Genomic DNA, 13,287 nt, shown 5'->3' with positions numbered 1-13,287 from the left:
GGTGACGCTTCCCTACCGCCGACAGCCAGGAACAACTCAGCTGTCGGCGGTAGGGGGTGGTCAGCGGGTGCGGCGGTGGCGGGTCACGAGGGCCACGGCGCCGCCGGCGAGGGCCAGCAGGACGGCGACGAGGGCCACCGTCCCGACGTCCGCACCGGTCGACGGCAGCGGACCGCCGGCGGCCGGGGGCGTCGTCGGGTCACCCGGCGTCGTCGGCCCGTCGGTCGGGGCCGGTGACGTCGGCTCCTGCGTGGGCTCGTCGGTCGTCGGCTCCTCGGTGGGCTCCTCCGTGGGCTCCTCGGTGGGGATCTCCCCCTCGATCACGGGGAAGTACCACGCGTTGACCCCACCGTCGGCGGCCTGGAAGGACACGAGCACCGAGCCGTCGGCGCGCAGCGCGTCGAGCGCGTCGTCGCCGATCTCCACGGTGAGCGTGTCGGTCCCCGGCGCCACGTCCGTGGCCCCGGCCCCGAGGAGACGGCCGCCCATGTCGGGCGCCCACGGCGCCGCGGCACCATCCTCCTCCGAGCAGGCGGAGAAGCCGAGCTCGTCACCCTCGCAGCTGGACACCCAGACGGGCACCATGCCGAGGTCACCCTGCCACACGAAGGCCCGGACGGTCCCGGCCTCGGTCGCGTCGAGCGACAGCGTGACCGACGGGTTGCCGATCTCGACGTCGGAGACCGTGAGCCCGTGGCTCGCGGGCAGGCCCGAGATCGTCACCCCGCGCACCGCGGACTGGTAGATCGTCTGCGGTGACTCCACGCCCATGAGCGCGGTGTCGGGGATGATCGGGTCGGACGGCTCGGTGGGCCGGTCCGCCGGCGGCTCGTAGCCGTCGAGGTAGGCGTGGCCCCACCGGTAGGGCTCGGACTGCTGGCTGCCGAAGGGCGACCACGCCGTGCGCGTCTCCCCGATGAAGTCCTGGTTGTCCGAGTCGTAGGGCGTGACGTTGAGACCGAGGAACTGCGGGTCGACGTCGTTCGTCGCCGCGTCACCGGTCGGCACCGCGCTCGTCGGGCCGACGGCGGCGGGCAGGTTCTCGAGCGGGATCTTCGTCTCCACGGTGTAGGAGCCGCCCTCGTAGCTGCCGTCCGCGCCGCGGGTCACGGTCACCGCGACCTCCTGGCCCGGGGAGTTCGGCGCCTCCTCGACCGTGTCCGCGAGCGGACCGGAGGAGAAGCCCTGGTGGGCGTCGGCGTCACGGCTCCAGCACGGCCCGTCGGGGCCGTTGCCCGCCGCCCCCGAGGGGTCGTCGGTGAAGGGCATGATCCCGGACTTGAAGGTCGTCGAGGTGTCCCGCGACGTCGCCTGCGGGTCGAGGAGCACCTCGACGGAGTCGACGAGCCAGTGCCCGAAGCAGCGCTCGGGGGTGGCCGCCGCGCTCGCGACGTCGTCGACGACGTGGGCGAGGACGTAGAGGTCGTCGCCGGACCACGCGAGCCGGGCGTAGCTGCCGGCGCCGCAGTCGGTGCCGTCGGGCTCGCACGCCGCGCCCTCCCAGCGGCGGCCGATGTCGATGGGCTCGCCGTAGCCGGCGTCCTCCTCGCCGTCGACGGCGGGTGCGTCAGCGGCCTCGGGGATGACGGTGGTCGGCACGACGTACATCTGGAGCGTCTCGCTGCTCGTCGAGCCGGCCGGGTCGGCCGTCGTCGAGATGGTGAGGTCGGCCGTCACTCCCCCGGCAGCCGCCGGGTCGGTGTGGGTGACGGTGAGCTCGACGGTCGTCTGCTCCCCCGGGGCGAGGTCGGTGTAGGCCACCGAGGCGGGCTCGACGTCGAACGGCGCGGGCGCCGCGAGCGTCACCTCACCGTCCTGCGCGGTGGTCGTGCGGTTGGTGACGACGACGGGCACGGTCACCGACTCCCCGGCGCCGATGCGGCTCACCGCGGAGGACCGGCCCGCGACGTGGGTGAAGCTCTCGGCCCAGTCCTCGTACTCGGCGAAGTTGCCCCAGCGCTCGAAGCGGCCCTCGACGCCCGGGACGATGTCGACGCGGGTGTCGTTGTAGGCGGTGACGCTGCCGTTCGCGAAGCGTGCGGCGAGGCGGTAGCGCCCGGTGGCGGCGTCCTCGGACGGCGTCACCTCGAAGGTCACGCTGGACTCGGCCTCGCTGCTGATCGGTCCGAGCCGCTGCGGCTCGCTGACGTCCCAGCCGGAGGGGACGTCGAGGGTGACGTCGCCGGCGGCGACGGTGCCGGCCCCGGCCTGGCTCTCGACCGTGACGTCGAAGGGGACGCCCGGTGCCTGGAAGTTGTCGGCGATGTCGAAGGAGAAGGTCGAGCCGAGGGGCATGCCGCCCGGGTCGGCGATGACGGAGCCGAAGAGGATCGCGTCGTCGCGGGCGTTCTCGGGCGAGCCGTTCGGCTGGAAGGGCACCTGGGACTCGGCGATGCCGTAGCGCAGGCACTGCGGGTCCCAGATCCCGGTGTGCTTGACGCGCGCCTGGGTGGGGTGCGCGCGGTTGCCCTCACGGCCCACCTGCGCCCACGTCTGCGCGGTCCCCGGCTCCTGGCCCTGGACGTTGCCGGGCAGCCAGGTGTACGGGGAGAGGTAGCCGCTCCACGTCCCGACGACGGTGAAGGGGTTGGTCGGCGCGGGCACGAAGCCGGCGTTGCAGCTCGGCCCGTTCGTGCCGCCCTCGCCCTGGGTGCCGGCGCCGGAGGTGATCATCTTGACCTGCCAGACGTCGACGGCGTCCGGTCCGGTGAGCTGCTCGGGGAAGGCGGTGGGGTCGGCGGCCATCTGCGCGGCCTCCCAGACCACCCGGCCGGCGTACTGGTGGTTGCCGTGCCCGACCGCGAGGGAGGGCGAGAAGCCGGTGAGGATCTCGGGCTGCGTCTGGCGGATGACGTGGACGACCTGGCGCTGGATGCGCTCGGAGCCCCACACCTCCTCGGTGAGGGCGGCGCTGGTGTTGTAGAAGAAGTCGACGGCGTCGATGTTGTAGATGTCGACGGTGCCGGAGCGGTAGTGGGAGGCGCGGTCCTCGTTCTCGCGCCGCAGGCCGAGCGCGGGGCCGGCCTCGTCGCCGACCGAGTTCGACCCGCCCTCGCCGCGGGTGAGCATGATGATCCCGCACTGGACGTCGTACTTGTCGTTCCAGACGCCGCAGGGCGTGGTGAAGCCGGCGTCGTCGTCGGGGTGGGCCCAGATGCCCATGACGTCGATCTTGTTCGGTGAGACCTCGGTGGAGATCGAGGGCTCGTCCACCGTGAGCGGTGGCGTCTCGTCACCCGACGCCGTCGGGACGAACGCCCCCAGTGCCAGCGCCGCGAGCGCTGCGGCGGCTATGCCTCTCTTCACGACTACCTCCTCGTCGAGCAGACGACGTCGTCTGCGCGTGACGCCCATCACTGGACTTTGTGCGGACAACCTAACGACGTGGTGCTCACTTGTGCAAGCACCTGCTCAGTCCTTGACCGCTCCCTCGAGCATGCCGCGGATGAAGTGGCGCTGGAGGAAGAGATAGAGGATCACCATCGGCAGCGCCACGAGGACGGCACCGGCCGCGAGGAGCACGGTGCCCTGCGTGTACTGGCCCTGGAAGAGCGCCAGGCCGAGGGGCGCGGTGCGCAGCTGGGCGTTGGGCGACATGACGAGCGGGATGAGGAACTCGTTCCACGTCCACATGAAGGTGAGCAGGACGAGGGTGACGACGGCGGGCCGCGCCACCGGCAGCAGGACCTGCCACAGGACGCGGTGGTGCCCCGCGCCGTCGAGCCGGGCCGCCTCGATGATCGAGCGGTTGGCCCCGCGGAAGTAGGCCCGCATCCAGAAGGTGCCGAAGGCGACGGACTGGGCGATCTGCGGCAGCGCGATGCCCCAGAGCGTGTTGGTCAGCCCCAGGGCCTGGAAGTCGAAGAAGAGCGGGACGATGATCGCCTCGGCCGGGACCATGATGCCGAGGAGGAAGACGTAGAAGAGCACCTGGGAGCCGGGGAAGACGAAGGCGCCCAGCGCGTAGCCGGCCATGATCGACAGCAGCGCCGCGCTCGTGACGACGATGGCGGCGACGAGGACCGAGTTCGTCATGTACTCGCCGAACTTGCCCTGCTCCCACGCCCTGGCGAAGTTCTCCCAGTGGACCGGGCCGCCGGTCTCGGCGTCCTGCGGCGTCTCCGGGCCGAGCGCGGTGGTGAGGATGGTGGCGATCGGCGCCAGCGCGAAGAGCGCGAAGCCGATGAGGATGACGTAGTTGCCGAGGCGCTCCCCGGTGGAGACCCTCATCGCTCCCGCTCCCCGATGCGGTTGACGAGCAGGTTGATGCCGAAGATGAGGATGGTGAGGACGACGGCGACGGCGGCCGCCGAGCCCACCCGCCCCTCCATGAAGGCACGCCGGTAGACCTCGTAGCTCGGCACCGTCGTCGACGTGCCGGGCCCGCCGCGGGTGGTGACGTAGACGAGGTCGAAGGTCTTGAGCGCCGCGATGATCGTCAGGGTGAGCGCGACGACGATCTCCGCCCGCACCGACGGCACGGAGATGGCGAAGAACGTGCGGACCGCGCCCGCGCCGTCGAGGGTCGCGGCCTCGTAGAGGTCCTGGGGGACGCGGGCCATGCCGGCCATGAGGAGCACGGTGACCAGGCCGGTGGAGACCCAGGTGCCGACGAAGCCGACGGCGGGCAGCGTCCACGTGAAGTCCCCGAGCCAGGCCCGGGTGAGGGAGCCGAGCCCGACGGCGTCGAGCACGCCGTTGAGCGGGCCGTCCGGTGCGTAGATCTGCCGCCACGCGACGGCGACGACGACCATGGCGATGACCTGCGGGAGGAAGACGACGGTGCGGAAGAACGGCAGGCCGCGCACCTGGGCGCGCACGAGGAGCGCCGCGAGGACGAGGCCGATGCACAGCGGCAGGACCGAGAAGAAGAAGATGAGGACGAGGGCGTGCCAGAAGGACTCGCGCAGCCGCTCGTCGGTGAGGACGTCGACGTAGTTGTCCAGGCCCACGAAGGTGGCCAGGCTCAGCCCGTCCCAGTCGTAGAGGGAGATCTGCACGGCCCGGCCGAGCGGGTAGAGGAGGAAGGCCGCGTAGACGACAAAGGCCGGGGCGAGGAAGAGGTAGGGGGTGAGACCGAAACGGCCCAGCCCCCGCGGGCGACCCTTGCGGGCCGCCCGCGGGACGGGCGCGACGATGCCCCTGGGCTGGGCCGTCATGTCACTCCGCCGAGGCGACGAACTCGCTGTAGTCGGCCTCGAGCGCGGCGAGCAGTCCGTCGACGTCGAGCTGGCCGCCCATGAACGACTGGAGGGACTGGCCCAGGGTGTCGCTCATCGTCGGCGTGCCCCAGTCGAGGTAGGGCACGAGCGCCCCGTCCTCGGTGACCTCGCCGTAGGCGGCGTAGATGTCGGCCTGCAGGCCGGCCTCGGGCATGTGCTCGGCGGTCTCGACGACGGGCATGTTGCCGGTCTCGGCGAGCACGGCCATGGCGTCCTCGCTCGTGATGAAGTCGATGTACGCGGCACCGACGTCGGGGTTCTCGGAGTTCGCGGTCACCGCGAAGGGGATGCCGGTGCCTCCGGTCGTCACCTTGCCGGCGCCTGCCTCGGCGGGCGGCGGGGCGATGAAGCCGGCGTCCTCACCCATGGCGGCCTCGACGTCCGGGCCGATCCACGAGCCGGCCATGAGGTAGACCCCGGCGCCCTCGGTGAAGGACTGCCACACGGCGTCGTAGTCGGCGCCGTTGAAGCCCTCGTTGAAGTAGCCGGCCTCGATCCACGACTGCAGCTCCTCGGCGGCGGCGCGGTTCTCCTCGGTCTCCCAGCTCGCGCCCTCGTTGCCGAAGCCGAGCGCCCGGATCTCCTCGGGGTCCACGTGCGCGCCCTGGATGGGGCCGAAGACGTGGGCGGCGGGCCACTGGTCGAGGTTGCCGAGCAGCATGGGCGTCTCGCCGGCCTCGGCGATGGTGCCGAGCTGCTCGCCGAAGTCGGCCCACGTCTCGGGCAGCTCCAGCCCGAGCTCCTCGAGCTTGGACTTGGAGTAGTAGATGCCGACGACCTCGCCCACCTGCGGCAGGCCCCAGACGGAGCCTTCGCCGAAGGTGACGCCGTCCTCGGAGTACCGGGTGTTCTGCAGCACCGAGTCCGGGAAGCGGTCCTCCCAGCCGTAGGCCTCGGCGTAGGGGTCGAGGTTGAGCAGCTGGCCCGCGGCGACGTACTGGCTCATCTGCGAGCGCGAGTTGTTCACCTGGGTGACGTCGGGGGCGTCCTCGCCCGTGAGCGCCAGCCGCAGGGTGGTGGTGAGGTCGTCGTTGGACTGGGTGACCCGGTCGATCGTGACGTTCGGGTACTCCTCCATGAAGGCGGCGTTGAGCTGCTCGATCTGCTCGTTCTGGCCGCCGCGGACCTCCTGGTCCCACACGACGAGCGTGACGTCACCGAGTTCGGAGATGTCGGTGACGACCTCCTCGCTCGCCGTGGCGCCGTCGGTGGCGGGCTCGGTCTCGTCGTCGTTGCCGCCGCTTCCGGGGGTGCACGCCGCGACGAGCGCGAGAGTCGCCACGGCAGCTGTGACGACGCCGGTGGAGCGGCGGTTTCGTAGTGGGCTCATGGTGCTGATTCTCCTTCGTCGTGGGCGGTGGTGGGTACCGCCCGGTGATCCCCGTTGATACTCGCTCAGAGGTCGGACTCGAGCGCGAAGGTCGCTTCCGCCCGGCGGGTCACGCGGCCGGGCCGGGCCGGTAGCACGTCCGGGAGGAAACGGTAGTGGTCGTGCAGGGCGGTGGCGTCCGGCTCGCCCGCGGTGCGGGCGGCGTCCAGGCGCTGCCACCAGTCGTGGAGGTCCCCGATGCCGGGGGCCGCGAGCGACCCGCCGAACTCCTGGACGGCGAGCCCCGAGCACAGGGCCGCGAAGCGCAGCCGCTGCTCCAGCGGCCACTCCGCCAGGGACCCGCGGGCGAAGGCGGCAAGGAAGACGTCACCCGCGCCCGTGGGGTCGATGGCCGCGACGTCCAGCGCGGGGACGTGGGTCTCCTCCCCCGTCTCGGAGTCGATGGCCACGGCCCCGTCCGCGCCCATCGTCACGACGACGAGCGGCACGCGGTCCGCCAGGGCGCGTGCGGCCGCGCGGGGGTCGTCCGTGCGGGTGTAGGCCATGGCCTCGGCGGCGTTGGGGAGGAAGGCGTAGCAGTCCTCGAGGGCGGCCAGCCGGCTCGCGTCCCACTTCTCCGAGGGGTCCCAGCCGAGGTCCGCGAAGACCCGTGCCCCCGCGGCACGGGCCCGGCGCCACCAGCGCTCCTGGGCCCGCTCGTCGTCGAGGTCGATGATGACGGCGCGCACCGGGGGCGGGTCGCCGATGAGGTCGTCGTAGCTCATCGGGAGCTCGTGGCCGTGGGTGATCATCGACCGGTCGCCGTCGTAGGCGAGGGACACGGTCACCGAGGTGTGGTGGGAGGCGATCCGGGTGGAGCGGGAGAGGTCGATGGCCTCGTCGGAGAGGATGTCCCAGCACCACCGCCCGTAGACGTCGCCGCCGAAACCCGTGGCCAGGCCGGTGGACAGGCCCAGGCGGCTCGTCGCGACGGCGAGGTTGGCGATGCCGCCGGGCAGGGAGCCCATGCCGCTGGCCCACACCTCGGTGCCGGGCCGCGGCGGGGTGGGCAGGCCGGAGAAGACGACGTCGAGGAAGAGCGGTCCGGACAGGAACACGTCCAGCACGCTGCCTTCCGGCGCCTCCGCGGTCTCGTCGGTCACGCCTGCTCCTCCCGGCTTCGGACCCCCTCGTCCGTCGGCCTCTCGTCCGATTCCATGTTCGGACATTCTATGCACACTCCTGCCCGGTTCTGCATGATCCTGCTAATGTCAACTGCGTGCTCACCACGACCCGCCGGGACGCGATCCTGGCCGAGCTGCACGACCACGGTGAGGTCGCCGTCGGGCACCTCGCCGCACGCTTCGGGGTGAGCACGTCGACGATCCGCCGGGACCTCAACCTACTGAGCAAGCAGGGTCGTCTCCAACGTGTCCGCGGTGGCGGCGCCGCCGAGCCCGACGCGCGGCCCTTCGAGGCGGTCGCCGGGGACCGTGCCGCCGGCCGGCAGCGCATCGGCGCGCGGGCCGCCGCGCTCGTGCGGGACGACGACATCGTCGTCCTCGACATCGGCACGACGGTCGCCCAGGTCGCCCGGCACCTGCGCGGGCGCCGCGTCACCGTCGTCACCGCCTCCCTCGCCGTCGTCGACGAGCTGCGGGAGGACCCGGTGGTCGAGCTCGTCGTGCTCGGCGGGGTGCTGCGCCGCTCGTACCACTCCCTCGTCGGCTCCCTCCCCGAGCAGGCGCTGGGCCAGATCACCGCCGACATCGGCTTCCTCGGCACGAGCGGCGTGCGCGACGACGGCAGCGTGCTCGACTCCACGAGCATCGAGGTGCCGGTCAAACGTGCCATCCTCGCGGCGTCCGAGCGGCGCGTCCTCGTCGCCGACGACGACAAGTTCCCGGGGTCCGGTGTGCTCGCGGTCTGCGGGCCCGAGCGCATCACCACCCTCGTCACCAGTCCCACGTCGAGCTCACCCGGGCTCGACGCCCTCAGCTCCAGCGGCACGGAGGTCATCACAGCGTGAAGCTCACGGTCATCGGCGGCGGCGGTTTCCGCGTCCCCCAGATCTTCCAGGCCCTCTCGGCGGGGGACGCGCGGCTGCGCGTGGACGAGCTGTGGCTCTACGACGTCTCCGCCGAGCGGCTCGACGTCGTCGGCAGCGTCCTCGCCCAGCTCGCCCCGTCCCTCGCCCGGCCCCCGCGGGTGCACACGACGACGACGCTCGCCGACGCCCTGACCGGAGCCGACTTCGTCTTCTCCGCGATCCGCATCGGCGGGACGGCGGGACGGATCGTCGACGAGCGGACCGCGCTGCGCCTCGGCGTCCTCGGGCAGGAGACCGTGGGCCCGGGTGGGCTCGCCTACGCGCTGCGCACCGTGCCGCACGCGCTGGGTCTCGCCCAGGAGATCGCCACCCACGCCCCCGACGCGTGGACGATCAACTTCACCAACCCGGCCGGGATCCTCACCGAGGCGATGCGCCGGGTGCTGGGCGACCGCGTCGTGAGCATCTGCGACACCCCGATCGGGCTCATGCGACGTGCCGCGCGCGTGTTCGGCCAGGACCCGCGGCGCGTGGACTTCGACTACGTGGGCCTCAACCACCTCGGCTGGCTGCGCACCCTCATGGTCGACGGGCGTGACGTCCTGCCCGAGCTGCTCGCCTCCGACGAGCGGCTGGACCACATGGAGGAGGCACGCCTCTTCGGCTTCGACTGGGTGCGCGCGATCGGCGCCATCCCCAACGAGTACCTCTTCTACTACTACCGCCACCGCGAGGCGATGGAGCGGATCACCGGCGGGGAGCCCACCCGCGGGGAGTACCTCGACGCCCAGCAGAGCGCCTTCTACCGCGAGGCGGCCGCCGCGCCCGACCGCGCCCTGGAGATCTGGGACGCGACCCGGCACGACCGCGAGTCGAGCTACATGAACGAGTCGCGCCCCGAGGAGGAGCGTCACGGCCGTCGCGCCGAGGACGTCGAGGGCGGCGGCTACCAAGAGGTCGCACTCGACCTCATGACCGGCCTGGCCACCGGTGAGGCCGCGACGATGATCCTCGGGGTCGGCAACGACTCCCTCGGCGAGGGCCGGCTCCTCGTGCCCCAGCTCGACGCCGCCGCGGTCCTCGAGGTGCCGTGCACGGTGGAGCGCGGCGCCGTCCGCCCCCACGCCGTCGCGCCGCTCGACGGGGAGATGGCCGGTCTCATCACGACCGTCAAGGCGAGCGAGCAGCTCGTCCTGCGGGCGCTGGACGAGGGCTCGCGCGAGCTCGCCTGGCGCGCCTTCGCCAACCACCCGCTCGTCGACTCCACCGAGGTGGCCCGCCAGCTGGTCGAGGACTACTGCGCCGCCATGCCCGACGTCGCCGCCCGCCTGCGCTGAGCCTCCGCCCGGCCCGGCCGGGAGAGCCACAGGTGCGTGAGCAGCGCGCCGCCCCACAGGGCGAACAGCGGGTCCCACAGCCAGGCGTGGCCGACCATCGCCGCGCGGTCGTACTCGGCGGGGTCGCGGGTGGCGAGGACGGCGTTGCTCACGACGAGGTTGACCCCTCCGTAGACGAGGAGCCCGGCACCTCCGGCCCAGCTCAGCCCGCGCCACAGCCGCCGGCCGGGGAGCCGGCCCGTGTCCACGGCGACGGGCACGAGCGCTGCGAGGCCCTTGACCAGTGCGATGCCCGCCAGCCCCCAGGCGGCGGTGACGGGTGACGACCGGCGGAGGTCCACCGCCCACTGCCCGACGGTCCCGAGCAGCCACTCCCCGCCGAGCGCCCATGAGGCGCTGAACCCCGCGTGGACCAGCCCGGCGGCGCACGCGACCCAGAGCCACGAGCGCGCGGCTCGGCCGGAGGCTGGCGGGACGGTCACTCGTCGAGCGTGCCGTCCCCGGCGCCCGGTGGCAACGGCCTCCGGACGCGGGTGCTGCGAGCCCCGGCCCACCGGCACCGCTCACGCGGGCGCGAACCGGTACGTCGTCTGCCCGTGCGGGTCCTTGGCGAAGGCGATCACCCGCTCCGGGCGCACGCGCACCACCCACGCGGTGCCGCCCGGCGCGGCGAAACCCTCGCCCTCGACCTCGAAGCGCCACGCCTCCCCGTACTTGGCGAGGAAGGCCGCGGCCACGTCACCGAGGCCCGTGCGGACGCGGGCCGCGTGCCCCTCGACGACGACGTCGGTGCCGCTCGCCCACGTGTTGCGACCCGTCGTCACCGTGACCGCGTCGGCGTACTCGAGGTTGCGCGCCTTCTGCTCGCCCGTGCCGGTGACGACGCACAGGCCCTCGCCGTGCCACACGCCGACCACGGGGGTGACGTGCGGGCGGCCGTCACGGCGCACGGTGGTGAACCAGTAGAGCTCCGCGTCGCGCAGCAGCGCGAGCGTGCGCTCCCAGGGCAGCGGCCCGGCGTCGGGGTCGCTGAAGCGGGCGTCGAAGGTCGTCGTCGGCATGGGTCCTCCTCGGGCGGTGGATGTGGAACTACCGACCGTGCCGGGACCGGGGAGTCATCGCCGCCACGTCAAGGGCTCTGGAGGCGGCAAGCCAGCACTGGGAGGAAGCGCACTGCGCGCGCACGCCGGCCCACCACCACGACCGAGACGATCGGCACCACCTCTCGGGCATCCACTGGGAGCAGCACACACAGCACGGGGGACACCGACCCCGTCGAGGTGAGGGTGGGTGCTGTCGGGCAGGATGGGAGCATGCTGCAGGGTGCGGTCGGTCACGTTCGTTTGGTGAACAGGAGCCGCCGGCAGCTGGTGGAGAAGCGTATGGCTGATCCGCTCCGCCACGACACAGAGGTGGGTGCGTTGCGCGCGCTCGCCGGGAGCGGTCTACCGGTCCCGGCGCTGGTCGAGGTCGCACCCGGGTCGATCCTGATGACATACCTGCCAGGTGAGCGACTCGACCGCCTCGATGCCCAGCGACAGCTGGACGGGCTCACTGCATCCTCAGGCCTGCTCCGGCAGCTTCACCAGATGCCGCTACCTGCGGGGTTGCCGAAGGCCCCTGACGACGAGTTGATCATTCGCCGCTACCGCGATGCCGGCGGCCCACCGCTCCCGCTCCGGATCCCTCCCGCCCACCGCCCGGTGTTCTGCCACGGGGACTGGACGAATGGCAACCTTCTGGTCACCGACACGGAGATCACTGGGGTCGTCGACTGGGAGGCCGCGCACATCGGAGATCCGCTGAGAGAGCTGTCTCGCGCAGCTTGGGGAGCATCGCTCAACGACCCGCGCTCCTTCGATGCACTCGTCGACGGATACGGCGCGGACCGCGCTGACGTCATGGCGTGGACGCCGGTCCATGCCGCCGAACTCTGGCTGTGGTTCGTCGAGGCCGGGCCGCCCGAGTACCTCGCCAGCCTCACCCAACGGCTGACGAACTGGCCGGCGTAGGGGCAACGACGTCCATCCCTACGCGCCGGGCGACAACTGCGACGTGTAGCGCAAGCAGCCCGGCTTGTGGTGACGCCCTTCGGCGTCTAGCACTCGCTCATGCCGATGAGCGGTGTGTTGGTGTTCGTCTCCGTCCGCGTGGTCATACTCGCGGACAGCGGTCGACGGGTTCCCCTCGGGTGGCGTCGGAGGTTTACGGTTGATGCCGAGGCGAGCGAGGGAGCAGGGCGCCGAAGAGTCGGTCGAAAAGGGAGACTGCGGAAGATGCAGGAGATGACGCGAATGCCCTCGGGAGCATCTACGCCGCCTGTGGTTCCTGTTTCGACGATCGTTCCTGAGCTCCCGCCCCTACCGTCTCCGCGCGCGACGGACGACCGCCTGGTCCTCGACTCGGTCACGTACGCGTGTCCGCTCGGCTTTCGCCCGCTCCTCATGGACGTGCATCTGCCGAGCGAACGTGGCGGTCCTGTGCCGTGCGTGGTCTGGATCCACGGCGGCGCGTGGCGGGAGGGTGACCGACGGTTCCCGCCGGGGAACTGGGGGCAGGACGACCACTGGTTCCGGCTGCTGGTCGCGTCGGGTATGGCGGTGGCGACGATCGACTATCGGCTCTCGGGTGAGTCGCGCTATCCCGCGCAGCTCGCAGACGCCCAGGCCGCGATCCGTTTCCTTCGTCACCATGCCGGTCCGCTTGGTATCGACCCGGACCGCATCGGTGTCTCTGGGGAGTCCGCCGGAGGCCACCTCGCGGCTCTCGTCGCACTCACCGGCGGCAGCCCGGTCGCTCCGACCGACCGCAGCGTGGTGGGCCCGAGCAGCGAGGTCGCGGCCGCGGCGCCGATGTATCCCGTGACGGATCTCCTCGCCTTTGGTCCTGATGGCCCGGACGGAACCGGGGAGGAGCCTTGGGCGGGCCCGTACCCGGAGGATCTCCTCCTGGGACTGCGTGCTGCTGACGTGGTCGATGTCGCCCGGGCCGCGTCACCGGTCAGTCACGTGCACCGCGCCGCACCGCCGATGCTCCTCCTGCACGGCATGGAGGACACCCTCGTTCCCCGTGGGCACAGTGAACGTCTTGCTGCCGCACTGGCGCGCGTTGGCGCACCGGTGCGCCTCGAACTCGTATCGGGCGGCGAGCACTGCTTCGCAGGCGTAGACCCATCGCCTGCCCTCCAGTCCGCCGTCGCATTCCTCGTCGAGCACCTGGGCGCCTGACCGATCGGCCCCAGCCGCCGCCGGACACGGTGCATGTCAGCCATCCGCACAAGCCGCGGTGCGCATGAATCGCCCCGGGTCTGGTGGAGGCTCTCAATCCATGGAGGATGAGAGTCATGGCAGCACCGAGGAAGTACCCCGA

11 protein-coding genes are annotated in these 13,287 nt (G+C 72.0%); 4 read left to right on the top strand and 7 right to left on the bottom strand.

What is annotated here, in order from left to right; genetic code table 11:
• Nucleotides 1-60: 60 nt before the first annotated feature.
• The 5 genes from H9624_RS16490 to H9624_RS07615 all read right to left on the bottom strand — a co-directional run bounded on the left by H9624_RS16490 (nucleotide 61) and on the right by H9624_RS07615 (nucleotide 7,694).
• Nucleotides 61-3,306: a sugar-binding protein gene (locus tag H9624_RS16490; RefSeq protein WP_307784943.1), complete on the bottom strand. Its 3,246-nt coding sequence runs from the start codon at nucleotides 3,304-3,306 to the stop codon at nucleotides 61-63.
• 105 nt (nucleotides 3,307-3,411) lie between these two features.
• Nucleotides 3,412-4,230 (bottom strand): carbohydrate ABC transporter permease, encoded by an 819-nt coding sequence (locus H9624_RS07630; RefSeq protein ID WP_251839303.1) that lies wholly within the window; start codon nucleotides 4,228-4,230, stop codon nucleotides 3,412-3,414.
• Nucleotides 4,227-5,159: a carbohydrate ABC transporter permease gene (locus tag H9624_RS07625; RefSeq protein ID WP_251839302.1), complete on the bottom strand. Its 933-nt coding sequence runs from the start codon at nucleotides 5,157-5,159 to the stop codon at nucleotides 4,227-4,229. Before H9624_RS07625 ends, H9624_RS07630 begins: the two co-directional genes overlap by 4 nt.
• A 1-nt stretch (nucleotide 5,160) precedes the next feature.
• Complete coding sequence (locus tag H9624_RS07620) at nucleotides 5,161-6,552, bottom strand: extracellular solute-binding protein (protein WP_251839301.1); 1,392 nt, start codon at nucleotides 6,550-6,552, stop codon at nucleotides 5,161-5,163.
• A 65-nt stretch (nucleotides 6,553-6,617) separates the two neighbouring features.
• Nucleotides 6,618-7,694: a PfkB family carbohydrate kinase gene (locus H9624_RS07615; protein WP_251839300.1), complete on the bottom strand. Its 1,077-nt coding sequence runs from the start codon at nucleotides 7,692-7,694 to the stop codon at nucleotides 6,618-6,620.
• A gap of 116 nt (nucleotides 7,695-7,810) precedes the next feature.
• Between H9624_RS07615 and H9624_RS07610 the strand changes: the two genes are divergently transcribed.
• Nucleotides 7,811-8,560 (top strand): DeoR/GlpR family DNA-binding transcription regulator, encoded by a 750-nt coding sequence (locus tag H9624_RS07610; RefSeq protein WP_251839299.1) that lies wholly within the window; start codon nucleotides 7,811-7,813, stop codon nucleotides 8,558-8,560.
• Complete coding sequence (locus H9624_RS07605) at nucleotides 8,557-9,918, top strand: family 4 glycosyl hydrolase (protein ID WP_251839298.1); 1,362 nt, start codon at nucleotides 8,557-8,559, stop codon at nucleotides 9,916-9,918. The genes H9624_RS07610 and H9624_RS07605 overlap by 4 nt, the downstream gene beginning before the upstream one ends.
• Here the strand turns inward: H9624_RS07605 and H9624_RS07600 are convergent.
• Together H9624_RS07600 and H9624_RS07595 are read right to left on the bottom strand one after the other, a co-directional pair.
• Nucleotides 9,876-10,400, bottom strand: coding sequence for a DUF3995 domain-containing protein (locus tag H9624_RS07600; RefSeq protein WP_251839297.1), 525 nt, complete (start codon nucleotides 10,398-10,400; stop codon nucleotides 9,876-9,878). The genes H9624_RS07605 and H9624_RS07600 overlap by 43 nt on opposite strands.
• Nucleotides 10,401-10,481: 81 nt before the next feature.
• Complete coding sequence (locus H9624_RS07595) at nucleotides 10,482-10,979, bottom strand: pyridoxamine 5'-phosphate oxidase family protein (protein WP_251839296.1); 498 nt, start codon at nucleotides 10,977-10,979, stop codon at nucleotides 10,482-10,484.
• A 321-nt stretch (nucleotides 10,980-11,300) separates the two neighbouring features.
• Between H9624_RS07595 and H9624_RS07590 the strand changes: the two genes are divergently transcribed.
• Complete coding sequence (locus H9624_RS07590; protein WP_251839295.1) at nucleotides 11,301-11,930, top strand: phosphotransferase family protein; 630 nt, start codon at nucleotides 11,301-11,303, stop codon at nucleotides 11,928-11,930.
• A 432-nt stretch (nucleotides 11,931-12,362) separates the two neighbouring features.
• On the top strand, nucleotides 12,363-13,145 hold the full coding sequence (locus tag H9624_RS07585) for an alpha/beta hydrolase (RefSeq protein ID WP_251839294.1): 783 nt from the start codon (nucleotides 12,363-12,365) through the stop codon (nucleotides 13,143-13,145).
• Nucleotides 13,146-13,287: the final 142 nt, after the last annotated feature.

Source organism: Oceanitalea stevensii (assembly GCF_014837105.1).
In the GTDB taxonomy this organism is placed as follows: Bacteria; Actinomycetota; Actinomycetes; order Actinomycetales; family Actinomycetaceae; genus Oceanitalea; species Oceanitalea stevensii.
Note: the sequence above shows the minus strand (reverse complement) of the source record. Positions and strands in the feature narration are given on the sequence as shown.

Bases quoted from the DNA above. Each gene is read 5' to 3' on its own strand.
- H9624_RS07630 (WP_251839303.1), bottom strand. From the start codon at position 4,230: ATGAGGGTCTCCACCGGGGAGCGCCTCGGCAACTACGTCATCCTCATC.
- H9624_RS07625 (WP_251839302.1), bottom strand. From the start codon at position 5,159: ATGACGGCCCAGCCCAGGGGCATCGTCGCGCCCGTCCCGCGGGCGGCC.
- H9624_RS07620 (WP_251839301.1), bottom strand. From the start codon at position 6,552: ATGAGCCCACTACGAAACCGCCGCTCCACCGGCGTCGTCACAGCTGCC.
- H9624_RS07595 (WP_251839296.1), bottom strand. From the start codon at position 10,979: ATGCCGACGACGACCTTCGACGCCCGCTTCAGCGACCCCGACGCCGGG.
- H9624_RS07590 (WP_251839295.1), top strand. From the start codon at position 11,301: ATGGCTGATCCGCTCCGCCACGACACAGAGGTGGGTGCGTTGCGCGCG.
- H9624_RS07585 (WP_251839294.1), top strand. From the start codon at position 12,363: ATGGACGTGCATCTGCCGAGCGAACGTGGCGGTCCTGTGCCGTGCGTG.